This is a genomic window from Paenibacillus endoradicis (assembly GCF_024721975.1).
Map to the genome: position 1 here is coordinate 42,791 of NZ_JANQBB010000012.1, position 24,404 is coordinate 67,194.

Genomic DNA, 24,404 nt, shown 5'->3' on the forward strand with positions numbered 1-24,404 from the left:
GGGGCTCTGTTATACTCGCCATTTAGTTAGCAAGTAAGATTGTATCCGTTAATTACTTAACTTCTACAGATGCGCCAGCTTCTTCAAGTTTAGCTTTAATAGCGTCTGCATCTTCTTGGCTAATGCCTTCTTTAACTGCTTTAGGAGCGCCATCAACAAGTTCTTTAGCTTCTTTCAAGCCAAGACCAGTGATTTCACGAACAGCTTTGATTACGTTGATTTTAGAAGGACCAGCGTTGTTAAGGATAACATCGAATTCAGTTTGAGCAGCAGCAGCAGTATCTCCGCCACCAGCAACTGCAGCAACTGGAGCTGCAGCAGTTACGCCGAATTCTTCTTCGATAGCTTTAACAAGATCGTTTAATTCAAGAACAGTCATACCTTTAATTGATTCTAAGATTTGTTCATTAGACATGATATTACCTCCGGTAATTATATTATTTTTTTGGTTTGATTTGCGATGCAAGATGCATCAATGTTGAAGCATAAATCTATGAAACGAAATTAAGCTTGTGCTTCTTGTTTTTCTGCAACAGCTTTAACTGCAAGCGCGAAGTTGCGAACTGGTGCTTGTAGTACGCTGAGTAGCATAGAAAGAAGACCATCGCGAGAAGGAAGTTCTGCAAGAGCTTTAACTTGATCTCCATCAACGACTTTACCTTCAACTAGACCGCCTTTAAGTTTCAAAGCGTCATTTTTCTTAGCGAAATCGTTAAGAATTTTAGCAGGAGCAATAGCGTCTTCTGCGCTAAATGCAATTGCTGTAGGACCAGAAAGAATATCGTTAAGCGCTGAGTAATCAGTACCTTCAGTCGCACGACGAACGATTGAGTTTTTAAGAACTTGGAACTCAACACCAGCTTCGCGAAGCTGTTTACGAAGTTCAGTTACTTGAGCAACGTTCAATCCGCGATAATCAGCAACGATTGTACTTGGGCTGGAAGCAAGCTTCGCAGCTACCACGTCAACTGCTTCTTGTTTCTTTTGGATAATTTTAGCGTTAGCCAAACTGTACACCTCCCGTTATTTGTTACATCCCGTGTAATTTAGAGAGATCCTATCCTCGATGCATGAGAAAGGCCCTCGCAGATTAAGCAAGGGCCATGATTCCGTTCGCTATTCAATACAATTGAATGCTATAAACGCTCTATCATAACACCTCGGTAGGATATTTAAGCCACTAGGGCACCTACTGTCTACGGTATGCATATTCAAAGTTAATTCAATGTTTCTTGTCTATCAATTAGCGGTAGCTAGCAGTATTAACGCGAGCACCTGGACCCATTGTAGAAGAAACAGAGATGTTTTTCAAGTAAACACCTTTAGCAGCAGCTGGTTTCGCACGAATCAAAGCATCTAACAATGCTTTCAAGTTTTCATTCAATTTTTCAGAATCGAATGATACTTTACCGATTGGAGCGTGAATTTGACCGGCTTTATCAAGACGGTATTCAATTTTACCCGCTTTGATTTCTTGAACAGCTTTAGTAACATCAAATGTTACTGTGCCAGCTTTAGGGTTCGGCATAAGACCTTTACCACCAAGGATACGACCAAGTTTACCAACTTCAGCCATCATGTCTGGAGTTGCTACGCAAACATCGAAATCGAACCAACCTTGTTGGATTTTGTTGATCATATCTGTGTCGCCAACATAGTCAGCGCCAGCAGCTTCTGCCTCTTTAATTTTTTCGCCTTTAGCGAAAACTAGAACTTTTTTAGTTTTACCAGTACCGTGTGGTAGTACTACTACACCACGAACAGCTTGGTCTTGCTTACGAGGGTCTACACCCAAACGTACAGCAACTTCAACAGACTCGTCAAACTTAGCTGTTGCAGTTTTTTTCACAAGATCAATTGCCTCTTGTGGCTCGTAGCTAGCTTCGCTATCAATAAGCTTAGCAGCTTCAACATACTTTTTACCATGTTTAGCCATTGTAAGTTCCTCCTAATGTGGTTTTAACGGAGTAGCATTCGAGATGCACTCCTCCCACCTGTGAAGCAAAGCTTCACGAAGCGAGATGCCGCTTTACATCAGCGTTACAATCATTTCGACTAGTCGACGATTGTAATACCCATAGAACGAGCAGTACCTTCAACCATAAGCATAGCTGTTTCTACAGAAGCAGCGTTAAGGTCAGGCATTTTAGTTTCAGCGATTTCGCGAACTTTGTCACGTTTAACCGTTGCAACTTTTTTCTTATTCGGTTCACCAGAACCTTTTTCGATACCTGCTGCTACACGAAGCAATACTGCTGCCGGTGGCGTTTTAGTTTCGAATGTAAAGGAGCGATCCTCGAATACTGTGATAACAACTGGAATAATCAATCCAGCTTGGTCTGCTGTACGAGCGTTAAACTCCTTACAGAATGCCATGATGTTCACACCAGCTTGACCTAGAGCAGGACCGATTGGTGGCGCTGGATTAGCTTTACCAGCAGGAACTTGAAGCTTAACCAATTTAATGACTTTCTTTGCCATGATTCACACCTCCTTGACTTGATATACAGACATTCTCTCGAGCATCTGCTTGAGAACCAACCTAAAATAATTAGATTTTTTCCACCTGAGTATAATCTAGCTCAAGCGGGGTTTCTCTGCCAAACATGTTGACGTGAACCTTCAGCTTCGCCTTGTCGAGTAGAATTTCTTCTACCGATCCGACAAAGTCTGCAAAAGGACCTACTTTGACGCGAACAGTTTCTTTTAGCTCGAACTCAATCTTCGGCTTAGGCTCATCCATTCCCATGTGCTTAAGAATTTGTTCCACTTCTTCAGGCAACAATGGGGTAGGTTTTGAACCTGAACCCGTAGATCCTACAAAACCCGTAACTCCAGGTGTATTTCGAACAACATACCATGAATCATCAGTTTGAACCATCTCGACAAGAACGTATCCAGGATAAACCTTACGTTGGACGACTTTTTTCTTACCGTCCTTCTCCACGATCTCTTCTTCCATTGGCACAAGGACACGGAAGATTTTGTCTTCCATATTCATTGATTCAACGCGACGTTCCAAATTGGCTTTCACCTTGTTCTCATAACCGGAGTACGTGTGCACGACGTACCATCTTTTTTCCATCACAAATCCACCTTTGGGCCTTCTCAGACAATTAGATTTACGAGAGCTGAAATCCCGATGTCTAGAAGCCAGAAGTAAATCGTCACAGCCACAACCGTCACCAAGACAACGATAGAATAGCTAGTTAATTCCTTGCGATTAGGCCAACGGACTTTCTTTAACTCTGCCCAACTGTCAGCAAAAAAACTAAACGTCGTACTAAAGCTCTGTTTCACTTTCGCCAAAAATGTCACGGTCACACCTCCCATTGACTATCTCGTCTCGCGATGAGGAGTCTGCTCGTTACAAAACTTGCAAAACTTCTTCAACTCGATGCGGTCGGGGTGATTGCGTTTGTTCTTAGTTGTCGCATAGTTTCTCTGTTTGCAGTTTGTGCATGCCAGCGTGATGATAACCCGCATTGAATAACACCTCCCGAACTGCTAAAAAATAAGAAGCAAAAAGCTCAAATTCTACGCCCTGTGTCGATTTCGCCATAACGAAAAAACCTTTTCCAAGGCCTACCTTACAACTTTAGCATAAGGCATCCGTCATGTCAATGCAAAACAACTGTCTCGGGCGTGCAATATACCATGATTTTCAAGATTGTATCGCTATACTTCTTATTACTTCTAGCTTTATCAACCCTCGTCCATCTAGTATATTCCAATTACTGTCTCATTAAACCAATGGACTGTCTTCGGTGCCTGAAAATTTCAGACAGCAAAGACAGTCCGTTGTTCGTTAATTTCTATATATTACGTATGATTCATATGATAGCTGTCATAGTTGGTCTGATGTGTCTCTAACTTCCAAGTATTTTTCAAGTTTACGTTTTACTCGTTGCAAAGCATTATCAATCGACTTTACATGACGCTTCAAATCAACAGCAATTTCTTGATACGAACGACCATCTAGATAAAGCATAAGTACTTTACGTTCCAAATCACTAAGTATCTCCGCCATCTTATCTTCAAGTCCTGAAAATTCTTCTTGATTAATTATTAACTCTTCCGGGTCCGACACTCTAGTACCGCATATAACATCTAATAGCGTACGGTCGGAATCTTCATCGTATATCGGTTTGTCCAAAGAAACATAGGAATTAAGAGGAATATGCTTTTGGCGAGTAGCAGTTTTGATTGCGGTAATAATCTGACGTGTAATACAAAGTTCAGCAAATGCTTTAAAGCTAGACAACTTGTCTCCCTTATAGTCACGAATCGCTTTGTATAATCCTATCATACCTTCTTGAACAATATCTTCTCGATCAGCACCTATTAAAAAGTACGACCTAGCCTTCGCTCTCACGAAGTTTTTATATTTATTGATCAAGTATTCCAAAGCTATACTTTCACCATTACGGACAGCTTCTACAATTTCTTCATCCGTATTATTATCATATTCGAGCGTACTCCATTCTTTGAGGTCGATACTCATACCCCATCCCTCCGGCCTGCAAGGCGTACACCGCTAGATTTGTATGCACAAAACATAGAGTCAGTATACATGAAAATAGGCTTTTCAGTCAACCGAGATGAGCCTATTTCCTGTATATTCTATAACATAATTAGAATTTAATGGTTAATTTTCCACAAGACGCAACAATATGCTCAATCTGGCTTCTGCCCACGTCTTAATTTTTCAAGTTTCAACCATACTTCATCCGTCACACGATTATCTATAGAATGACGTTTCTTAGTGGCAGGTTCAGTAATGGTTTGTTTAATATCAACATTATTCTGCTTGATCTCGATAAGCAGTTCACGAGCCGACATCCTCAGTGCACCTTGTCCAAAAATTACATGCTGCTCCATCATATCAGAAGTTGCAACATATACATTACGTCTGCGACTTTTCCACTCACTACAAATGCGTTCAATGCATTCATCTGCTGTTTCTTTTTCTTTCGTATAGACGACGGTTAATCTGTGCTGATTGTATGTCGCTCCAATACCTGGCATTTGATGGGCGTCAAAAATGACATATACATGTAGACCGGTAAAGCCTTGATAATCAGCCAACATATGTAGGAGCTTATCTCTTGCTTCTTCCAAGCCAATATCTTTCAAGCGCGCCAGTTCTGGCCATGCTCCGATCATATTATAGCCATCAACAAGTAGCACATCATTACGCCTATTTATCATAACTATAAACCTCTACGTTGTCTTAGCACCTCATACATCAGCACACCAGCAGCTACTGATGCGTTAAGCGAATTCAATTGTCCAGCCATAGGAAGCTTCACAAGAAAATCGCATTTTTCTTTAATTAAACGTCCTAAACCACTACTTTCATTACCAATGACTAATGCAAGTGGCATATCGAATTTATTGGCATATACATCGGCAGTTGCCCCAACATCAGCACCTGCTATCCATACTCCCGCTTCTTTCATCACTTCAATCGTCTGTGCCAAATTCGTTACACGTGCTACAGGTATGTGTTCTGCAGCGCCTGCTGAAATTTTCAAAACAGTAGCTGTCAGCCCCGCCGAACGTCGCTTAGGAATAATAACACCATGTACTCCAGTACATTCCGCAGTTCTAAGGATGGAACCTAAGTTATGCGGATCTTCAATTTCATCAAGAATGATGAATAGTGGTATCTCACCTTTCTGTGCTGGAATAGCAAGTAAATCTTCCAGTTCAATATAATCAACAGCTGCAGCTTGAGCAACAACTCCTTGATGTGTTACTCCAGGTACAAGTTGATCCAACTTACGCTTATCAACGAATTGAATAACGATTGCATTTTTCTTCGCTTCTCCAAGAATGGAACTTGTTACGCTTTTTTGTGCACCTTCAGCAATCCAAATCTTATTAATTTCACGACCTGAGCGTAATGCTTCCAGCACAGGATGCTTTCCGGCGATCAAACCTTCTGTATTATGAGTCTCTGACATGTTGTTCACCCTTTCTTACCTTTAGAGGTAGCTCAAGACATTCCCTTGTGATCACGATGATTGGCCAACGTAGCTTAATCGGCATCAAAACTGCCATTCATCGCTAGTTCCGGTGCACTGTACCAACTACGTACACTCCGCTCCTCACGTCACTAGCTTTATGGCATTTTCTCAGTGCTGACAAGCAAATGTTTTGATCTTTCATTTTAAGTTTGAATTATTCCAATGGGGTTCAAAAAGTGGACGTTAGCCTAATCATCGTTATCAAATTCCACTTTTTGAACTACCTTCAATGCCGATTTCTAGTAATTGCCCTAGACGTTCGACCCGTCCTTCAAAATATAAATAACCAACTAATGCTTCCAGTGCAGTGGCATGCCGATAATCTAACATATCTGCATTTTTCGGAGGATTACCGGATTTAGTGTTACGACCACGTCGAACGATATCCGCTTCTTCCTCCGTAAGGTGCGAATGCCATTTTTCTAACATTTTGCGTTGTGCCTTTGCAGACACGAATTGCGTAGCTTCTTTATGCAAATGATGTGACTTATGATTAGGTAAGGAAATCAAATATTGTCTTATCATCATCTCATATACCGCATCACCCATATAAGCTAATACTACAGGCGAGACAAGATTCGGTGATTTACTAGGTTTATGAAATGCAAATGAATTATCCATAGTTCACACTCACTTACGGCGCCAGCGAATACCTTGCGGAGTATCCTCTAGTACGATATTCATTTCATTAAGCAAATCACGAATCTCATCTGCTCTTGCCCAATTTTTTGTCGCTCTTGCTTCTGTACGTTCAACAATAAGTTGCTCGACTTGCTCTTCTAAATTATCTACTTCCGCTTGCTCAGGCAATAATCCAAGAACATTATTGAATGCTAGGAATAATTTTTGAATAGCTTCGATAGACGAGTAGCTTAGATTAGAATCCTGTAAATTTGTATTCGCAAGCGCCACTAACTCGAACAAAGCAGTAATTGCATCTGGCGTATTGAAATCATCATTCATTTTACTATTAAAATTATTTTCAATTCGCTGTAGTTCAGCCTGTAATTGTGCATCTACACTACCTGGCTCTTGATCTTTAGCAAGTTCAAGACGGTGAACGACATTGTTATAACCGTTAGTAATACGATCAACGCTATTCAATGCCTGAGCCACCGTATCATCACTAAAGTTCAGCGGGCTACGATAATGAGCAGCAAGCATAAAGTAACGGATCGCTTGTGGTTTTACTTTTTTCACGATTTCACGAACGGTAATACCATTACCAAGTGATTTAGACATTTTCTCATTATTAATATGAATGTACCCATTATGCATCCAATAATGAGCAAGTGACTCTCCAGTTAAGCACTCCGATTGTGCAACTTCACACTCATGATGTGGGAATTGCAGATCAAGTCCGCCGCCATGGATATCCAGCGTATCGCCCAAATATTTACGTGCCATTGCCGAACATTCGATATGCCAACCTGGACGGCCTTTACCCCAAGGACTATCCCAGTTGATTTCACCAGGTTTAGCTGATTTCCATAGTACAAAATCTTGTGCATTCTCTTTGCGCTCATCAAGTTCAACACGAATACCATGTTGTAACTCATCGAGGTTCTGATGTGATAGTTTGCCGTAGTCAGGGAATGTAGAAGTACTAAAATAGACGTCTCCTGCACTTTCATAAGCGTGTCCTTTGTCTACTAGTCCAGCAATAAATTCAACGACCTCATCGATATGATCCATTACACGTGGGTTCAAGTTCGCCGGGCGAATACCAATTGCTGCAGTATCTTCATGGAAAGCTGCAATAAATTTATCTGCGACTTCATTAACTGTTGTACCAAGCTCGTTAGCTTTACGAATCAGCTTATCGTCTACATCTGTAAAATTAGAAATGTAATTCACTTCAAGTCCCGTATGCTCCAAATAACGTCGAACGACATCAAAGAAAATTGCAGGACGTGCATTCCCAATATGAATATAATCATATACCGTCGGTCCACACACATACATTCGCACTTTGCCCGCTTCAATCGGTACAAACTGCTCTTTTTGACGTGTGATGGTATTATAAATCGTAACTGACATTAAAGTAACCCTCCACCCTAATTAACTACTCAGATCATTATCTTTTCTAAATTTTTTTAGTATATCAATCTCTTGTTGCATTTCTCTCAGCATTTCAATAATAGGATCCGGTAACTGTGTATGATCAAGTCGATCGCGAACTTTCTCACCGTTTCGTTTCACTATTCGACCTGGATTACCTACAACGGTACAATTGTCCGGTACTTCCCGAAGGACAACCGCGTTGGAACCAATACTAGAATTATTCCCTACAGAGAAAGAACCTAACACCTTAGATCCGGAGCCAATAACAACATTATTGCCAATGGTTGGGTGTCGCTTACCTTTTTCTTTACCTGTACCGCCCAATGTCACACCTTGATAGATAACTACATCATCGCCAATGATACAAGTTTCACCAATAACGACTCCCATACCATGATCGATAAATAAACGGTCACCGATCTGTGCTCCAGGATGTATTTCGATACCTGTGAAAAATCTACTTACTTGAGAAATAACTCTAGCTAGTGTATACCATCTTCCATTATAGCAAGCATGAGCAATACGGTGCGCCCATATTGCGTGTAAACCAGAATAAGTGAAAATAACTTCAAACCGACTTCTTGCAGCTGGATCATTCTCTATTACTGCTTGGATGTCGGATCGGAAATGCCGAAACATACACGTTTCCCCCTTTTCACTTGTCAGTACGATGTCTGGCTTCGCAGTTTATTCGACTTCGTAGTTGTCATTCATCGATCGCTCCGATACTCGTGTACCAACCACGTACACTCCGTTTCTCACGTCACTAGCTTCATGTCAACTACTCGGTCCTGACAAGCGAAATATTCGATGATGCTGCTTGTGGGTAGGTCTATGGTGAACTGCTATTGATTCGCTTCGATGATTCAACGCCGGATCTTTGATCCTAGTTGAATGGTTTCAAAATCGTGATCACAATTGGAAAGCTTCCTTCTGCGGAAGCTTGTGCTGAATGACTTGTTCTACGCCGATTAAACTACGTCAGCATAATCCTCGTGATCACAGTCATGCAAATTGAACATCCTTTACAAAAGAACAAAAAAGCCTCTGTAGCACATATAGTGCCACAGAGGCGTCAAAGATCGCGGTTCCACTCTGTTTAATAAGAGAAATGACAACATGCTGAGCATTCTCCTATTATCTTAGCATCTTTAACGCAGATGATACGTTGTGACCTACCCTGTTCATACGAGAACAGATCGGAACAAAGCTCACAGGTGCAACTTCAATTATTGTGATGAGATAATTTTCAGCCCACGTATTCTCTTCTATAGGAGAAAACGCTGATTATCCTCTCTGAACATCGACATCTAATTTACTAATCCTGATCAGTGCTTCTATGTTATTCAATAGTATACAGTATAACGAATACCCCACATACTGACAAGCATCAGTTCGCTTGTGATCACGATGATTACGCTGACGACTCTTACTCGACTTCGTAGTTGGCATTCATCGCTTGCTCCAATACTCGTGTACTACTTTGTACACTCCGTTTCTCACTTCACTAGCTTCATGCCAACTACTCGGTGCTGACAAGCGAACATTCGATGATGCCCCCCTATGAGTAACCCTCTACGATACGCTTCGATGATTCAACTTCGAATCTTTGATCTTGGTTGAATATAAGCGACATCTAACTATGCCCTATTGTGAGTAAACCCTCCGTGAATCACTTCGATGCTTCAACGTCGGATCTTTGATCCTGGTTGAATACAACCTAGCATACCTATTACATCAGACCCGCTACAACGACACAATTATGCTAGGCGTGCTTGTAGGCGTGATACTACTTTATCGTGCCCTAACAATACAAGCGATTGGTTCAAGTCAGGACCGTGTGTTTGGCCAGTGATGGCAGCACGGATTGGCATGAACAGCGCTTTACCTTTGCATCCTGTTGATTTCTGTACAGACTTAATCATTGCTTTAATTCCGTCCACTGTAAATTCTGCACCATCTGTTTGTAATTCCGCTAGGAAAGCTGATAATACAGTAGGTACTGTTTCTTCTGCTAACACTTCGATGGCTTCTGCTTCATCTTCAACTGTCTCACGGAAGAATAAAGCTGTATGTTCAATAATTTCAGATGCGCAGCGAAGTTTATCTTGATGTAGGGCAACTAGATCGTGTACCCAAGATAGTACTTCTTCGCTAGGTTGTTCTGCTATTAATCCCGCACTTTGTAGATGAGGTAGACATAACGCAACGATACGATCGATATCTGCCTTCTTAATGTATTCATTATTCATCCACGCAAGTTTTTGTGAATCAAAAACAGCAGGACTTTTACTTAGACGACTAGCGTCGAACACTTCAATAAGTTGTTCAGAACTATACATCTCTTGTTCACCTTCTGGTGACCAACCTAACAATGCGATAAAGTTAATTAATGTTTCAGGCAAATAACCTAATTTATCATATTGTTCGATAAATTGAATAATGGATTCATCACGTTTGCTTAACTTCTTCTTATTCTCATTCACGATTAATGTCATATGCGCAAATTGTGGTGGCTCCCACCCGAATGCTTCATAGATCATTAATTGTCTAGGCGTATTAGAAATATGGTCTTCTCCACGTAGAACATGACTAATTTTCATTAAATGATCATCAAGGGCTACCGCAAAGTTATACGTAGGAATTCCATCTTTTTTCACGATAACGAAGTCACCCATTTCATTCGTATCGAAAGAAATAGTTCCTTTAACCATGTCATTGAATGTATACGTACGATCTGCAGGAACTTTGAAGCGAATGCTAGGAATACGACCTTCCGCTTCAAAAGCAGCTCTTTGCTCATCTGTTAGATTACGGTGCTTACCAGAATAGCGAGGCGTTTCATTACGAGCAGTTTGTTCTTCACGCTCTTGCTCTAGCTCTGCTTCTGTACAGTAACAACGGTAAGCTAAGCCACGATCGATAAGATCTTGCCAATACTTATTATATATATCAAGACGTTCAGTCTGACGATATGGACCATACTCCCCGCCAACATCAATACTTTCATCCCAATTAATACCAAGCCATTTCAAGTATTTCAACTGGCTTTCTTCACCACCAGCAACATTACGTTTAACATCAGTATCTTCGATACGTATAATAAACTTTCCACCTAAATGACGTGCATATAAATAATTGAATAATGCCGTTCTTGCGTTACCAATATGTAGATGACCCGTTGGTGACGGTGCATATCTAACTCTAATATCTGACATAGTCTATTTCCTCCTAAAATTTTTCTGAGCTTTATAACTCAACTTCCTCGTACAGAAAAATACATCGGAAGTATAAACTAAAGTTCGAACTTCAAATAAAGGTTAAAAGTGGGCTTTCAGAACCAAGAAGATGGAGTTTATTTGAGGAAGGAGGAAACGTAAATGTACGTTATTGGTACATGCGTACCGGACTTCCCAAATTAACTTCATCTTCGACGTCGAGTAACCTACGTTAGCTCTACATCGTTATCAAAGTCTACTTTTTAACCAACAAGACGACTGCTTGTGAAGCGATACCTTCACCGCGTCCAGCAAAGCCGAGCTGCTCTGTAGTCGTTGCCTTAACATTGACCTGAGAATGATCAGCATGTAATACATTTGCAATCACTTCAACCATCGCAGGAATGTACGGAAGCATTTTAGGCTTTTGCGCAATAATTGTAGCATCTACATTGCCAAGTTGGTAGCCTCTATTTTCGACCATTTCCCAAACTTTACGTAATAATTCTACACTATCCGCGTCTTTATAAGCAGCATCTGTATCAGGGAAATGTTTACCAATATCTCCTAAAGCGAGCGCACCTAGAATAGCATCTGTTATTGTGTGCAACAATACATCCGCATCTGAGTGTCCTAGTAACCCTTTTTCATAAGGAATAGTCACTCCGCCAATAATTAACGGACGATCCTCTACTAATTGATGTACATCAAACCCTTGTCCAATTCTAATCATAGTTTATTTCCCCCTAAAACTTTTTGTTGGCTTCCTGGATTGCTTCATTTGAAACAAAAAGTAGCATCGGAAGCATAAACCTCTATTAAGATATCTCATTATCCATCTTAGAAAGCAGTTGTTCCGCCCAAGGCAAATCTTCAGGAGTCGTAATTTTAATATTCGTATACTCACCCTCAGATACAACTACAGGTAACCCTGCCCATTCTACAACCATTGCGTCATCTGTTCCAAGTAACCCTTTTGTTAACGCATCTTCATGTGCTTGTAGCAATAAGTCATGACGAAAAGCTTGCGGGGTTTGAATAGCCCACAAGCTTTTACGATCTGGAGTAGCTGTAATTACACCTTCGCTATTCACTTGCTTGATCGTATCTTTCACTGGAACTGCTAGAACAGCAGCACCGTGTTCTACGGCCTTCGCACAACATGCTTTTACGGCATATTCAGAGACGAATGGTCTAACCCCATCATGAACCATAACCCATGATGATTCTATATGTTGCAATCCTGCATACACAGAATGCTGACGCTCTGTACCGCCCGGTATAATAACCTTTAACTTCATAATGTTATATTGGTCACGCCATTGCTGACAACGCTCTACATCTTCAGCGCTTACCACAAGTACAATTTCACTAATGTCCTTCATCATTTGAAATCGCTCTAGTGTATGTACAAGTATCGGTCTATCGCCAAGTTGTAAATATTGTTTACTTTCACTCGTACCCATACGTGTTCCACGTCCTGCAGCTACGATTACGACACCCCAAAGTTCATTCATGAGTGATACCTACCTTAGACCATACTATATATAATAGTATTATCATACCTTGTTATAGCGCTTTTTCCAATAACTTTGGCTTAGCAAATATCATTCTACCTGCAGATGTTTGTAATACGCTCGTTACAAGTACTTCCATCGTATGTCCAATATATTCTCTCCCACCTTCAACAACGATCATCGTACCGTCATCTAGATAGGCAACGCCTTGCCCATTTTCCTTGCCATCTTTAATAACTTGCACAACGATTTCTTCGCCTGGCAAAACTACCGGTTTTACGGCATTAGCAAGATCATTAATATTAAGAACAGATACACCTTGTAGTTCGCATACTTTATTCAAATTAAAGTCGTTCGTGACTACTTTACCAGATAAAACCTTTGCAAGCTTAACAAGTTTACTGTCCACTTCACTAATTTCTTCGAAGTCTCCTTCGTAGATTAAAACATGAACATCTAACTCTTTTTGGATTTTGTTCAGTATATCTAAGCCACGACGACCTCGATTACGTTTTAACAAATCAGAAGAATCAGCGATATGCTGTAATTCCTCAAGCACGAATTCAGGAATAACGAGAGTCCCTTCAATAAACCCAGTCTTACAAATGTCAGCTATACGACCATCGATAATTACACTTGTATCAAGTATTTTATGCTCTTCATATCCTTTAACTTCGCCTTGAGAAGCAACTACTTTCTGTTTTTCCAGTAACTGTCCTACAACTACTGCCAATTCATCTTGCTTTCGAACGCCAATCATTACACCAATGTAACCACTTATTAACGCTAACGCAACAGGTACAAGCTTCCACATCCCGCCGAGAAGTGCAATTGCAGGATAGACCAGTGCAGCTATAAATAGCCCTACACATAATCCACCAATTGCAGATAATAATTGACGAAGTGGCATTCCTTCTGTTTTACTTACTCCGCTGTTCAGCAATTGCACGAGTGGTTTGGCAAATATACTAGTCACCATCCACCCTAGAAATGCTCCAATTGCTACGTTCATGTAATAAGTGCCTGAGTGCTGTAAGAAAGGATACGCTGAATTAGACCATGCCATACTAGAATTGAACCAACTAGACATTTCGGCTCCTATCATCGCACCAATACAAATACCTATAATAATAATCAATTTTTTCATAGGTTACCTTTCACCTCCATTACAATTATTAGCAATTTTTCGAAAGGTTAACCGTCTGTTTGCAACAAAATATACACAAAGTGGAAATCGCATGAAATAATGTTTATAATATAGCCATAATACACTTTAAGAGGCAGGTGAAGATTGTGTCTTCAAAGGAGAGTCCCTCGCTAGATCAATTTCAAGATCAAGTATCACAACTACTTCTTAGACATCGAAGTGTGCTTGACATTATGTCCAAGTTAGATCAGACAAGTGCAGCTGTTAATCGATCTGTTACAAAGGCAATTACTGACTGTGGTTGTATCGAATTAAATGCATCCAAGCAACCATTCAATGAATTACAATCTCTAGATGCCTCACAATCAACAATTAACAATCATCTCTCAGGTCAATTATGTGAACATTGCAAGGAATTTGTCGAATCTTCATTAGGTCGCAATCTTTTCTATCTCACCGCACTTTGTACGCAATTGCAGCTTGATCTTACAGAAGTAGTTGCCGCAGAATCGACGAAATGTTCAACTCTAGGAGTATTTAATCTAACATGAGAAAACCTCTATCGAGGTCATTCGAGGGTGAGCGACCTCGTTTATAAGGTAGGTTTTATCGCCAAATAGAATTTGTCCATCGCTATCCTTGGAAATTTATAAATTCCATTGTGATAGCAAAAAGAGCGTACGCTACAGTAGTTAATAATAACTACGAAGCGTACGCTCTTTATATCATTAGGCATGCTTTTCAGATTGCTCTTCTTCTTGAATGTTATACTGTTGTTTTCTTTTCGAACGACGTCTAACGTTTTTTTTTAATCCGTAAAGAGCATATAAAATTAACGGAATAAAGAATATTTTCGATAAGTGCTCCTCAAACATAATCCCAATAACAAGTGCAACAATAACAATAATAGGAATAACCCAAACTGCACTTTTTGGAATACCAATCCGCTTGAAACTTGGATAACGAATATTACTGACCATTAATAATGCTAAAACAATTGATGTAATAATAAATACGATTGGCGAAACATCACCTTTGAATAGAGCTACTGTAGCAAGTATTCCACCTGCTGCAGGAATAGGTAATCCTATGAAATGTCCTGGTGAACTTGATTTAACGTTGAACCTTGCAAGACGAAGTGCACCACATATCGGAAACAACGCAGTTACAAACCAAGATAACATCGGTGTTACATCTTGTAATGCCACAACATACATAATAAAAGCAGGGGCTACCCCAAATGAAATTACATCTGCTAAAGAATCTAACTCTTTGCCAAACTCACTTTGAGCATTAAGTGCTCGAGCAACACGGCCGTCAACGCCATCTAATAACATTGCAATTATGATCATGATTGCTGCCATACCTGAGCGTTCGTTGAAAACTAACATGATTGAGATTACACCAAGACATAAGTTTCCTAGCGTAAGAATGCTCGGTATTGACTTCGTAATCATCTCATCCACCTCTTTTTTTTCAATGCGTTATACCTACAATAATGAATACATATTTTGTAGCACATTCAGTTAATTGTAGGGGTTTTAGATTTGTCTGTCAATGAACACTTGCTCTTGGATGCGTCTCAATCCATCTCTGATCGTTCTAGCCCTTACTTCTCCGATACCTTCAACTGCGTCCAAATCCTCTGCTGTTGCCATTAATATAACCGAAAGCTTCCCGAATTTTTCTACCAATTTATTCATAATAGATATAGGTAATCTTGGGATTTTGGACAATAATCGATATCCTCGAGAAGAAATCGCTTCATCTGCTAGCATCGTACTATTCGGATAACCAAGCAATTTCACAATCATAGATGCTTCAAGTAATTCTTCGTTACTTAATCTTTTCAACGATTGTTGGAATTCAGCTACTTTACCAGCAGAAGGATCTTTCATATAGTCGGTAATAAGATAAGAGATTTCTTCTTCAAGACCAACAATTAATTCTTCCATCTGCATCCGAATCAATCTGCCTTCTGTTCCTAATTCATTGACGTAACGAATAATTTCAGTCTTAATTCGATCTAATAATTCAGAACGTTGAATGACATAAGCGACTTCTTGTAGCGTTACTAAGTCCTCATATTCCATAGCAGATAAGTTTGTAAATGCTTGACTAAGTACCGATTGATAACGTTCTAACGTACGAATAGCTTGATTCGCTTTCGTCAGAATAAATCCCATGTCTTTCAAGGAATAACGCAGTGATCCTTGATATAATGTAATGATATTACGACGTTGGGAAATAGAAACCACTAATTTCCCAGTCTGCTTTGCTACACGTTCAGCAGTACGATGCCTGATACCTGTCTCTGTTGAAGGTATGCTACTGTTAGGAATAAGTTGCGTATTTGCATATAAAATACGTTTCAAATCCTCACTTAATATTATTGCTCCATCCATTTTGGCAAGTTCATACAAATAATTGGGCGAAAAATCACAATTTATCGCAAAACCACCGTCTACAACTTCCATAACTTCTGGACTATAACCAACAACAAGTAATGCCCCCGTTTTCGCACGAAGCACATTTTCCAGCCCATCACGAAAAGGGGTACCTGGCGCCACAAGTTGTAATAAACTGTTCATTTTTTCGCGTTGACTAACTTCCTTCATGATGATCCCCCTATTCCAAGGCTGCTCTCTATACTTGCTACTGAATTTGCAACAGAATAGAGCGTTTTATGTACACTACTTATATCATATTGAAATCCTGTAAATTTCATGCGTTTTCAGAGCAATATATCTAATATTGTTTAAATTCTCAACTATTTTACAATAACATAGAACTTAGCTATAGCATACAACTAACTACATTTGTATCAATTCGTTCCAGCTACTAGTCGTATTATTCACAATGTTACTCAAGAGCCGCCTTCAAAGCTTCAGCTATATTTTGAACCCCAATTACTTTAATTCCCTTTGGTGGAGTCCATCCCTTTAGACTCTTTTCAGGCATAATCACTCGTTTAAAGCCAAGCTTTGCTGCTTCCTTCACACGCTGTTCTGCTCGCGAAACTGCTCGCACTTCACCTGTTAATCCGATTTCACCGAAGATGACATCATCCGGTTTCGTAGGAGCATCTTTGAAACTAGAAGCAATACATACTGCAGCTGCTAAGTCTACTGCAGGCTCATCTAACTTCAGACCACCAGCTACGTTCAGATAAGCATCTTGATTCTGTAAGAACATCCCCATTCGCTTCTCCAGTACAGCAATAATTAATGACATCCGATGATGATCAATCCCTGCAGACATTCGCCTCGGCGAAGGAAAATTGGTGGGAGCAACTAATGCTTGAAGTTCCACCAGTACAGGTCTCGTTCCTTCCATACTTGCTACTACCATTGATCCGGATACCCCTAGAGGACGTTCCGAGAGAAATAACTCGGAAGGATTAGTTACTTCTCGTAACCCATCTTCTCCCATTTCAAATATTCCGATTTCATTCGTTGATCCAAATCGATTTTTCACCGCACGTAGCAGTCTGTACGTATGATGTCGTTCCCCTTCAAAGTAAAGGACACAGTCAACCATATGTTCTAGTAGACGAGGTCCTGCTATCGCACCTTCTTTTGTAACATGACCTACTAACACTGTCGCAATGCCTTTTTGTTTCGCAACTCTCATAAAATGAGCAGTACATTCACGAATTTGCGACACACTTCCTGGCGCAGATTCAACACTTGGATCATATACCGTTTGAATTGAATCAATGACTAGAAAATCTGGATCAAGATTTTCTATCGATTCATTAATATGCTCCATATTCGTTTCACAAAGTACGTATAAATGCTCTGTTAATGCACCAAGACGATCGGCGCGCAGTTTTGTTTGGCGAACCGATTCTTCACCCGATATATATAAAACTTTGTAGTCTTTAGAGGCAAGTGCATGCGAAGTTTGTAACAGTAACGTAGATTTTCCAATACCAGGATCTCCCCCGACTAATATAAGCGAACCTGGGACAACACCACCGCCAAGTACTCGGTTAAGTTCAACCATTTCCGTTTCAATACGCGGCTCTTTACCTGTTTCTATCTTCATAATTGACAGCGGTTTTTCTTTACCAAGTGCCCCAGTTAATCCTACACCTTTTGTTTTGGACACTGTTTCTTTATGTTCAACCATCGTATTCCATGACTGACAGCCAGGACATTTACCAAGCCAACGTGTTGATTCGGTTCCGCATTCTGTACAGGCGAATTTTATTTTCACTTTTGCCATAATAAACTCCTTTTAGGGTTGTTCAAAAAAAGAAAATTTTGAACTCTCACTTTATAACGATTACGATCATTTTCTTTTATTTTAACATTAACAGCTTACTTTCTAAAGATACAGTTGTAAGCATAAAAAGAGTGTCATAAAAGTAGATATCCCTACTTTTACGACACTCTATGCTAATCATCGACTTAATTTATTCAACCGTAGCTTTAACATCTTTCACTACAACTAGGCCACCGTCTTTTTCATCAATAAGGAATGAATCTCCTTTTTGAATAACACCCATTAACAAATCTTCGGAGAGACGATCTTCAATATGTTTTTGGATAGCTCGACGTAATGGACGAGCACCATATTGTGGGTCATACCCTTCTTTTGCAAGGAATTTCTTCGCTGCATCAGATAAAGTAAATTCGATTTCTTGCTCTTTCAAACGTTTAGCAAGATCATCTGACATTAACGTAACGATTTGTGCAATATGTTCTTCACCAAGAGAATGGAACACGATCGTTTCATCGATACGGTTAATGAATTCTGGACGGAAGCTTTTCTTAAGCTCAGCCAACACTTTATCTTTCATAGATGCAAACTCTCTACCCGCATCATTTACTGCTGTGAAGCCAAGTGTAGAGTTTTTCTTAATTTGGTCAGCGCCGACATTAGAAGTCATAATAATTAACGTATTACGGAAGTCAACTACACGACCTTTCGAATCGGTTAGACGTCCATCTTCAAGCACTTGAAGTAAAATGTTGAATACTTCAGGATGTGCCTTCTCGATCTCATCTAGTAATACTACAGAGTATGGTTTACGGCGTACTTTCTCCGTTAATTGGCCACCCTCTTCATAACCAACATATCCAGGAGGAGCTCCGACTAGACGAGAAGTAGAATGTTTCTCCATATACTCAGACATATCAATTCGAATAACGGCATTCTCATCGCCAAACATCGCTTCAGCTAATGCGCGAGCTAGTTCAGTTTTACCTACTCCAGTAGGACCAAGGAAAATAAATGAACCTATTGGGCGCTTAGGATCTTTCAGACCAGCACGTGCACGACGAATGGCACGAGACACTGACTTCACTGCCTCTTCTTGACCAATTAGGCGGTCATGTAGAATACTCTCCATATTAAGAAGGCGCTGAGTCTCTCCTTCTCCAAGTTTGCTAACTGGAATTCCTGTCCAGCTTGCTACAACTTGTGCGATATCCTCTGGGGTTACTTCAGAGTCTGTACGTCCTTGTTTTTCTTTCCAAATGTTTTTCGTCGTATCTAGTTCTTCACGAATTTTTTGTTCTGTATCTCGAAGTGCAGCTGCTTTCTCGAACTCTTGGCTCTGTACAGCGGCATCTTTTTCTTTACGAATATTTTCAAGACGATTTTCTAATTCTTTCAAATTAGGTGGTACAGTGTAAGTGTTCAATCTTACACGAGAACCAGCTTCATCGACCAAGTCAATCGCTTTGTCTGGCAAGAAGCGATCTGGAATGTAGCGATCAGATAATTTCACTGCTTGAATGATAGACTCATCAGTGATTTTCACACGGTGATGAGCTTCATAACGATCACGTAAACCGTACAGAATTTGAATAGCTTCATCAACAGATGGTTGATCTACTGTTATAGGTTGGAAACGACGTTCAAGTGCCGCATCCTTCTCGATGTATTTACGATATTCATCAAGTGTAGTCGCACCAATACATTGCAACTCACCACGTGCTAAAGCAGGCTTCAAAATATTAGAAGCATCGATAGCACCTTCAGCACCGCCTGCGCCGATTAACGTATGCAACTCATCAATGAACAAAATAATATTTCCTGCCTGACGAATTTCGTCCATAATTTTTTTCAGACGATCTTCAAATTCTCCACGATATTTCGTACCTGCAACAACAGAACCCATATCTAGTGTCATTACACGTTTGTCGCGTAGCGTTTCAGGGATTTCGTTATTAATAATTTTTTGTGCTAATCCTTCGGCAATCGCTGTTTTACCAACTCCTGGCTCACCGATTAAAACAGGATTGTTTTTTGTGCGACGACTTAGTACTTGAATAACACGTTCAATCTCTTTGGAACGACCGATGACTGGATCTAGATTACCTTCTCTAGCTGATACAGTTAAGTCTCTAGCCAATCCATCAAGTGTTGGTGTGCTTACATTCGTTTGTGTATGTTGATGGCTAGAAACCGCCTCACTGCTACCTAACAGTTGAAGTACCTGTTGACGAGCTTTATTCAAGCTAATGCCAAGGTTATTCAACACACGTGCTGCCACGCCTTCACCTTCACGAATTAGACCAAGTAAAATATGCTCTGTACCTACATACGTATGACCAAGCTTACGTGCTTCATCCATCGATAATTCAATAACTTTTTTTGCACGTGGGGTATATGCAATATTATTCGGCTGTTCTTGGCCACGACCGATTAACGCTTCTACTTCATCTTGAATTTTTTCAAGACCTAATCCTAGTCCTTGCAAAGCTTTTGCTGCGATGCCTTCACCTTCACGAATTAGACCAAGTAAAATGTGCTCTGTACCGATATTGTTATGTCCCAAACGTACTGCTTCTTCTTGAGCTAACGCTAGCACTTTTTGGGCACGCTCTGTAAATCTACCAAACATCATAATGAAGCACCTCCACTTTCACCTTGTTTATTCAATTGCTCTCTAATTAGTTCTGCTCGCTTATAGTCTCGATCATCTACAGAGAGTTTTTCATTATAACGATGTTGTAAAAATCCGGGTTGTGTCATAATAAGTAATTCATTCAATACATTCGGCGGAACATTTGACAATATGCCTAGATCAGCGCCCAGTCGAACGTCAGATAATCGTTGTGCTGCTTCCTTAGAATCCATAATAGCTGCATGAGCAAGAATACCATAAGAACGTTTCACACGATCCTCTACACGCCTGAATGACTCATTCATTAGCTTACGACGTGCAGCCTTTTCATGTTCAATAATTTGCTTGGCTACACTATACAAATTATCAATGATTTCTTGTTCGGATTGACCAAGTGTAATTTGATTCGATATTTGAAATAAATTCCCTAACGCTTCGCTTCCCTCACCGTAAAGCCCACGAACAGCTAAACCTACCTGTGTGACGGCTGAAAGTATACGGTTAATTTGTGAAGTAAGTACTAGTGCGGGTAAATGCATCATTACTGATGCTCGTAACCCCGTACCTACATTGGTTGGACAAGTCGTTAAGTAACCTTTATTCTCATCAAATGCAAACTCTATAGCATCCTCGTATGAATCATCAATTGCACTTGCTAATTTCCATGACTCCATAATTTGAAAACCTGGATATAAACATTGTATGCGCAAATGATCTTCTTCATTGATCATAATGCTAACTGCTTCGTTATCACTTAGAATCACAGCGCCAGCGCGAGAATCATTAGCTAAGTTAGGACTAATAAGATGCTTCTCGACTAACACTCGCTTATCTAATTCACTGAGATCCTTTAATAAAATTGTATTGAAATGCCCGTGAGCATCAAGAGTTCCCGAATCACTAACAGCTAATAATTGTTCTAGCACTTCATTGGATTGAGTTGTTGTCGCAAGTAGAGGAAACGGTTGATGATTAAGATTACGTGCTAAGCGAACTCTACTACTTATAACAACGTCTGAATCTGGTCCTTGACCTCTCATCCAATCACTAAGTGCATCAGAAGAAAATTGATGCTCTGTCAACAAACTCACTCCTATCTATATAAATAATGTCAATTAATCATTGTTGCATTTTTTTCTCAAGTTCACGAATTTCATCTCGAAGCTCAGCTGCCTTTTCAAACTCTTCGATTTCAATATTGCGATGAAGTTCACTACGCAATTCTTCTATTTGTCTCTTACATTGAATTTTACCACCGGAACGCTTAGGTATTTTTCCACTATGAGTTGTACTGCCGTGAATCCGTTTAATTAGTGGATTCAATCGTTCAGAAAAAGCATTATAACAATCACTGCATCCAAATCGTCCAATTTTACTAAACTGAGTATAGCTCATTCCGCAAGTTTCACATCGAACAGATTCTTGAGGTTGAATACTACTTAAACTTTTATTACCGATCGCATCAAAGTCTAGAATACCTGAAAGTAGACTGTGAATAGAGAAACTGTTTGGCGATCCAGGAATACTTTCTCCCTTTTCTCTGGCACAAGCTTCACAGATATGAAATTCTGTCTTTTCTCCATTTATGATCTTAGTAAAATGTAACGTTGAGGGTCTCTTCCCACATTCTTGACAAGTCATCATACACAACTCCTTGCTACTTATTTCAATAGTAAAGCAACCAACATCGATTTCAATAACCTTGCTCGTAATTCATCACGATATGGAAGCTTTAATATCAGTGTATCTCGATGAATGGCTACACGTATTAGATTTGCTTCACGCTTTGTCATATGACCTGCTTCTTCAAGCTGGTAGATAAGTCCTTCTGCATTACATTGATCAATTTGATCACCAATCGTTTGATCAAAATGCAATTGAATACCTTTCAATGAAGGTAATTCAACACGTTGAATGCGAACATATCCTCCACCGCCGCGTTTACTTTCTACAACGTAGCCCTTCTCAAGGGTAAACCGTGTACTAATCACATAATTAATTTGAGAGGGAACACAAGAGAACTTTTCGGCCAGATCATTGCGTTGAATCTCTACAGCACTTTCACCGCTATTATCAAGTATCTGCTTTAAATACTGCTCGATGAGATCCGAAATATTACGCAAATCATGAACCTCCTCTCATTTCTGATTATATTGACTTTGACTTTCTTTGACCTTAACTCCATTATACAAATAATATATTTTAGGTCAAGTTTTTTTCGTGATTTTTCTGACAATTCTAACAACTATAATATTCCACTTATCATGCACGTTTCCTCTTAATAATTAGGATGATTCTTTACTAGATCAAATATACCTACTTAAACTACTATTTTTTTCAAGCTTCTTTCTTAATCACATTCATTATTTTATGTATGAACTGCATCATATGCCCCTTTAAGCTGTTAATATTTAAGTAATAATGTGGAATCTCAATTAGATTAGATTTCTGGATTAGTATTCGGTGCTATTACGGTAATAGAATATTTTGTCATGTAATCAATTAACCTTAGTTTCCCGATTTAAGTCGGATCAACCTTCAAATTATTACATTAATATTCCATATTTACTTTTTTATGAGAATGTTTTACAATATATTTAGCATGAATTTCCCCATGAGAATTGCAGCGCACGTTCATTCAATGAAGGTCACTGCGATAACTCTCCCTCATAATTATTTCTTCTTGAATAATCCAATTTCACCGATTTCCTTCTTAATACACTATAAGATACTAGGTAAATCAACTACTAGATTCGTCTTCTTATTAAAACACTTACCCTTTTACTTCCATATTAAAACATAGGATGATCATTGTTTTGTAGTAGTCAGTAACAAGTTGTTCTTCTGTATTATCAGTATTTAGTATCATGAGTCGACTTAAAACACTATCATTCTTCTGCACATTAGCTTTACCATCTATGTTATCCAAGCCTTAATGTTTGAATCAACTCCTCGCAATACATTCGCAACAAAACCAACCTTCGTAACATTCCCCCGCTACTTAGAGTAGACAACAAATAAGCCTACTGCATATGCAGTAGGCTTATTCGCACTTAGTGAATCTATATCATAACCATCAGCACCAAGAAGATGGAATGAAGCCAGCGAAGCGAAGCAAGGAATGTACGTACTGTGGTGTGTACGACATTCGTACACCAGCAATAAAAGTTTCTGAAAGAAACATTCTTATTGATCCTTACCTAGCTTCGGATGAATCATCTACTCGAAATAGAATCGGCTTCGAAGCAGCACATCGTCATCATGTTCTTCTTCCTCCCCCCACTCTTAAAAAAGGGTTACTTCTCGGATTTAACGTGTCAGCACCAAGAAGAGGACATGAAGCTAGGGCAGTGAAGCAAGGAATGTACGTACTGGGTACATGAGTACTGGAACTAGCGATGAATGGCCTCTTCGCCGTCGAATCCACCTCGGAGCGACGCATCGTGATCACACGTTAAAACACACAAAAAAGCCCACTGCATGTATGCAATAGGCTTATCCGTGCTTGGCGACGTCCTACTCTCCCAGGACCCTGCGGTCCAAGTACCATCGGCGCTGAAAGGC

General features: G+C 39.8%; 26 protein-coding genes and 1 other annotated feature. Of the genes, 2 read left to right on the forward strand and 24 right to left on the reverse strand.

The genetic code is table 11. The features are described 5' to 3' along the window. Positions 1–52: 52 nt before the first annotated feature. The 17 genes from rplL to NV377_RS25715 all read right to left on the reverse strand — a co-directional run bounded on the left by rplL (position 53) and on the right by NV377_RS25715 (position 13,978). Positions 53–415: a 50S ribosomal protein L7/L12 gene (gene rplL, locus NV377_RS25635; protein WP_258203681.1), complete on the reverse strand. Its 363-nt coding sequence runs from the start codon at positions 413–415 to the stop codon at positions 53–55. 89 nt (positions 416–504) lie between these two features. Then, positions 505–1,008 (reverse strand): 50S ribosomal protein L10, encoded by a 504-nt coding sequence (gene rplJ / locus NV377_RS25640; protein ID WP_258203682.1) that lies wholly within the window; start codon positions 1,006–1,008, stop codon positions 505–507. Positions 1,009–1,063: 55 nt separating this feature from the next. Continuing rightward, positions 1,064–1,220 (reverse strand) — a sequence feature (ribosomal protein L10 leader region). A gap of 23 nt (positions 1,221–1,243) precedes the next feature. Continuing rightward, positions 1,244–1,936, reverse strand: coding sequence for a 50S ribosomal protein L1 (rplA, locus tag NV377_RS25645; RefSeq protein ID WP_258203683.1), 693 nt, complete (start codon positions 1,934–1,936; stop codon positions 1,244–1,246). Positions 1,937–2,055: 119 nt separating this feature from the next. After that, positions 2,056–2,481 (reverse strand): 50S ribosomal protein L11, encoded by a 426-nt coding sequence (rplK, locus tag NV377_RS25650; RefSeq protein WP_258203684.1) that lies wholly within the window; start codon positions 2,479–2,481, stop codon positions 2,056–2,058. 70 nt (positions 2,482–2,551) lie between these two features. Further along, positions 2,552–3,085, reverse strand: a complete 534-nt coding sequence (gene nusG / locus NV377_RS25655) for a transcription termination/antitermination protein NusG (RefSeq protein WP_258203685.1) — start codon at positions 3,083–3,085, stop codon at positions 2,552–2,554. Between the two features lie 23 nt (positions 3,086–3,108). Further along, complete coding sequence (gene secE / locus NV377_RS25660) at positions 3,109–3,318, reverse strand: preprotein translocase subunit SecE (RefSeq protein WP_258203686.1); 210 nt, start codon at positions 3,316–3,318, stop codon at positions 3,109–3,111. Positions 3,319–3,336: 18 nt separating this feature from the next. Beyond that, positions 3,337–3,486, reverse strand: coding sequence for a 50S ribosomal protein L33 (gene rpmG, locus NV377_RS25665; RefSeq protein WP_082967189.1), 150 nt, complete (start codon positions 3,484–3,486; stop codon positions 3,337–3,339). A gap of 361 nt (positions 3,487–3,847) precedes the next feature. Further along, positions 3,848–4,504, reverse strand: coding sequence for an RNA polymerase sporulation sigma factor SigH (sigH, locus tag NV377_RS25670; RefSeq protein WP_258203687.1), 657 nt, complete (start codon positions 4,502–4,504; stop codon positions 3,848–3,850). Positions 4,505–4,677: 173 nt separating this feature from the next. Continuing rightward, positions 4,678–5,211, reverse strand: a complete 534-nt coding sequence (locus NV377_RS25675; RefSeq protein WP_258203688.1) for an NYN domain-containing protein — start codon at positions 5,209–5,211, stop codon at positions 4,678–4,680. 2 nt (positions 5,212–5,213) lie between these two features. Next, positions 5,214–5,969: a 23S rRNA (guanosine(2251)-2'-O)-methyltransferase RlmB gene (gene rlmB, locus NV377_RS25680; protein WP_258203689.1), complete on the reverse strand. Its 756-nt coding sequence runs from the start codon at positions 5,967–5,969 to the stop codon at positions 5,214–5,216. Between the two features lie 264 nt (positions 5,970–6,233). Further along, positions 6,234–6,653: a Mini-ribonuclease 3 gene (locus tag NV377_RS25685; RefSeq protein ID WP_258203690.1), complete on the reverse strand. Its 420-nt coding sequence runs from the start codon at positions 6,651–6,653 to the stop codon at positions 6,234–6,236. Between the two features lie 9 nt (positions 6,654–6,662). Continuing rightward, positions 6,663–8,072 carry a cysteine--tRNA ligase gene (gene cysS, locus NV377_RS25690; RefSeq protein ID WP_258203691.1) on the reverse strand — a complete coding sequence of 470 codons (1,410 nt, stop codon included), beginning with the start codon at positions 8,070–8,072 and terminating at the stop codon, positions 6,663–6,665. Positions 8,073–8,093: 21 nt separating this feature from the next. Further along, entirely contained in the window at positions 8,094–8,735 is a 642-nt protein-coding gene (gene cysE, locus NV377_RS25695) for a serine O-acetyltransferase (protein ID WP_258203692.1), read from the reverse strand. A 1,121-nt stretch (positions 8,736–9,856) separates the two neighbouring features. Continuing rightward, on the reverse strand, positions 9,857–11,314 hold the full coding sequence (gene gltX / locus NV377_RS25700; protein ID WP_258203693.1) for a glutamate--tRNA ligase: 1,458 nt from the start codon (positions 11,312–11,314) through the stop codon (positions 9,857–9,859). 256 nt (positions 11,315–11,570) lie between these two features. Further along, positions 11,571–12,047 carry a 2-C-methyl-D-erythritol 2,4-cyclodiphosphate synthase gene (gene ispF, locus NV377_RS25705; RefSeq protein ID WP_258203694.1) on the reverse strand — a complete coding sequence of 159 codons (477 nt, stop codon included), beginning with the start codon at positions 12,045–12,047 and terminating at the stop codon, positions 11,571–11,573. Positions 12,048–12,132: 85 nt separating this feature from the next. Beyond that, positions 12,133–12,831 (reverse strand): 2-C-methyl-D-erythritol 4-phosphate cytidylyltransferase, encoded by a 699-nt coding sequence (gene ispD, locus NV377_RS25710; RefSeq protein ID WP_258203695.1) that lies wholly within the window; start codon positions 12,829–12,831, stop codon positions 12,133–12,135. Between the two features lie 52 nt (positions 12,832–12,883). Beyond that, complete coding sequence (locus NV377_RS25715) at positions 12,884–13,978, reverse strand: PIN/TRAM domain-containing protein (protein ID WP_258203696.1); 1,095 nt, start codon at positions 13,976–13,978, stop codon at positions 12,884–12,886. Positions 13,979–14,124: 146 nt separating this feature from the next. On the opposite strand from NV377_RS25715, the gene NV377_RS25720 reads away from it, so the two are divergent. Continuing rightward, complete coding sequence (locus NV377_RS25720) at positions 14,125–14,529, forward strand: DUF1573 domain-containing protein (RefSeq protein WP_258203697.1); 405 nt, start codon at positions 14,125–14,127, stop codon at positions 14,527–14,529. Positions 14,530–14,706: 177 nt separating this feature from the next. On the opposite strand, the gene pssA is transcribed toward NV377_RS25720, so the two are convergent. From pssA to NV377_RS25755, 7 genes are all read right to left on the reverse strand, one after another. Beyond that, positions 14,707–15,435, reverse strand: a complete 729-nt coding sequence (pssA, locus tag NV377_RS25725) for a CDP-diacylglycerol--serine O-phosphatidyltransferase (protein WP_258203698.1) — start codon at positions 15,433–15,435, stop codon at positions 14,707–14,709. An 84-nt stretch (positions 15,436–15,519) separates the two neighbouring features. After that, positions 15,520–16,596 carry a DNA integrity scanning diadenylate cyclase DisA gene (disA, locus tag NV377_RS25730; RefSeq protein WP_258203699.1) on the reverse strand — a complete coding sequence of 359 codons (1,077 nt, stop codon included), beginning with the start codon at positions 16,594–16,596 and terminating at the stop codon, positions 15,520–15,522. Between the two features lie 244 nt (positions 16,597–16,840). Next, positions 16,841–18,208: a DNA repair protein RadA gene (gene radA, locus NV377_RS25735; RefSeq protein WP_258203700.1), complete on the reverse strand. Its 1,368-nt coding sequence runs from the start codon at positions 18,206–18,208 to the stop codon at positions 16,841–16,843. Between the two features lie 190 nt (positions 18,209–18,398). Next, on the reverse strand, positions 18,399–20,840 hold the full coding sequence (locus NV377_RS25740) for an ATP-dependent Clp protease ATP-binding subunit (protein WP_258203701.1): 2,442 nt from the start codon (positions 20,838–20,840) through the stop codon (positions 18,399–18,401). Then, positions 20,837–21,922 (reverse strand): protein-arginine kinase McsB, encoded by a 1,086-nt coding sequence (gene mcsB / locus NV377_RS25745; RefSeq protein ID WP_258203702.1) that lies wholly within the window; start codon positions 21,920–21,922, stop codon positions 20,837–20,839. The genes NV377_RS25740 and mcsB overlap by 4 nt, the downstream gene beginning before the upstream one ends. Before the next feature lie 37 nt (positions 21,923–21,959). Then, the gene (mcsA, locus tag NV377_RS25750; RefSeq protein ID WP_258203706.1) at positions 21,960–22,481 is read right to left on the reverse strand and encodes a protein-arginine kinase activator protein McsA; all 522 of its coding nucleotides are present in this window, start codon (positions 22,479–22,481) and stop codon (positions 21,960–21,962) included. Between the two features lie 20 nt (positions 22,482–22,501). Continuing rightward, positions 22,502–22,963 (reverse strand): CtsR family transcriptional regulator, encoded by a 462-nt coding sequence (locus NV377_RS25755; RefSeq protein ID WP_258203703.1) that lies wholly within the window; start codon positions 22,961–22,963, stop codon positions 22,502–22,504. 933 nt (positions 22,964–23,896) lie between these two features. Here NV377_RS25755 and NV377_RS25760 point away from each other — a divergent pair. Further along, positions 23,897–24,223 carry a hypothetical protein gene (locus NV377_RS25760; protein WP_258203704.1) on the forward strand — a complete coding sequence of 109 codons (327 nt, stop codon included), beginning with the start codon at positions 23,897–23,899 and terminating at the stop codon, positions 24,221–24,223. The last annotated feature ends 181 nt before the right edge of the window (positions 24,224–24,404 follow it).

Bases quoted from the DNA above. Each gene is read 5' to 3' on its own strand.
- rplL (WP_258203681.1), bottom strand. From the start codon at position 415: ATGTCTAATGAACAAATCTTAGAATCAATTAAAGGTATGACTGTTCTT.
- rplA (WP_258203683.1), bottom strand. From the start codon at position 1,936: ATGGCTAAACATGGTAAAAAGTATGTTGAAGCTGCTAAGCTTATTGAT.
- rplK (WP_258203684.1), bottom strand. From the start codon at position 2,481: ATGGCAAAGAAAGTCATTAAATTGGTTAAGCTTCAAGTTCCTGCTGGT.
- nusG (WP_258203685.1), bottom strand. From the start codon at position 3,085: ATGGAAAAAAGATGGTACGTCGTGCACACGTACTCCGGTTATGAGAAC.
- rpmG (WP_082967189.1), bottom strand. From the start codon at position 3,486: ATGCGGGTTATCATCACGCTGGCATGCACAAACTGCAAACAGAGAAAC.
- sigH (WP_258203687.1), bottom strand. From the start codon at position 4,504: ATGAGTATCGACCTCAAAGAATGGAGTACGCTCGAATATGATAATAAT.
- NV377_RS25675 (WP_258203688.1), bottom strand. From the start codon at position 5,211: ATGATAAATAGGCGTAATGATGTGCTACTTGTTGATGGCTATAATATG.
- rlmB (WP_258203689.1), bottom strand. From the start codon at position 5,969: ATGTCAGAGACTCATAATACAGAAGGTTTGATCGCCGGAAAGCATCCT.
- NV377_RS25685 (WP_258203690.1), bottom strand. From the start codon at position 6,653: ATGGATAATTCATTTGCATTTCATAAACCTAGTAAATCACCGAATCTT.
- cysS (WP_258203691.1), bottom strand. From the start codon at position 8,072: ATGTCAGTTACGATTTATAATACCATCACACGTCAAAAAGAGCAGTTT.
- cysE (WP_258203692.1), bottom strand. From the start codon at position 8,735: ATGTTTCGGCATTTCCGATCCGACATCCAAGCAGTAATAGAGAATGAT.
- gltX (WP_258203693.1), bottom strand. From the start codon at position 11,314: ATGTCAGATATTAGAGTTAGATATGCACCGTCACCAACGGGTCATCTA.
- ispF (WP_258203694.1), bottom strand. From the start codon at position 12,047: ATGATTAGAATTGGACAAGGGTTTGATGTACATCAATTAGTAGAGGAT.
- ispD (WP_258203695.1), bottom strand. From the start codon at position 12,831: ATGAATGAACTTTGGGGTGTCGTAATCGTAGCTGCAGGACGTGGAACA.
- NV377_RS25715 (WP_258203696.1), bottom strand. From the start codon at position 13,978: ATGAAAAAATTGATTATTATTATAGGTATTTGTATTGGTGCGATGATA.
- pssA (WP_258203698.1), bottom strand. From the start codon at position 15,435: ATGATTACGAAGTCAATACCGAGCATTCTTACGCTAGGAAACTTATGT.
- disA (WP_258203699.1), bottom strand. From the start codon at position 16,596: ATGAAGGAAGTTAGTCAACGCGAAAAAATGAACAGTTTATTACAACTT.
- radA (WP_258203700.1), bottom strand. From the start codon at position 18,208: ATGGCAAAAGTGAAAATAAAATTCGCCTGTACAGAATGCGGAACCGAA.
- NV377_RS25740 (WP_258203701.1), bottom strand. From the start codon at position 20,840: ATGATGTTTGGTAGATTTACAGAGCGTGCCCAAAAAGTGCTAGCGTTA.
- mcsA (WP_258203706.1), bottom strand. From the start codon at position 22,481: ATGACTTGTCAAGAATGTGGGAAGAGACCCTCAACGTTACATTTTACT.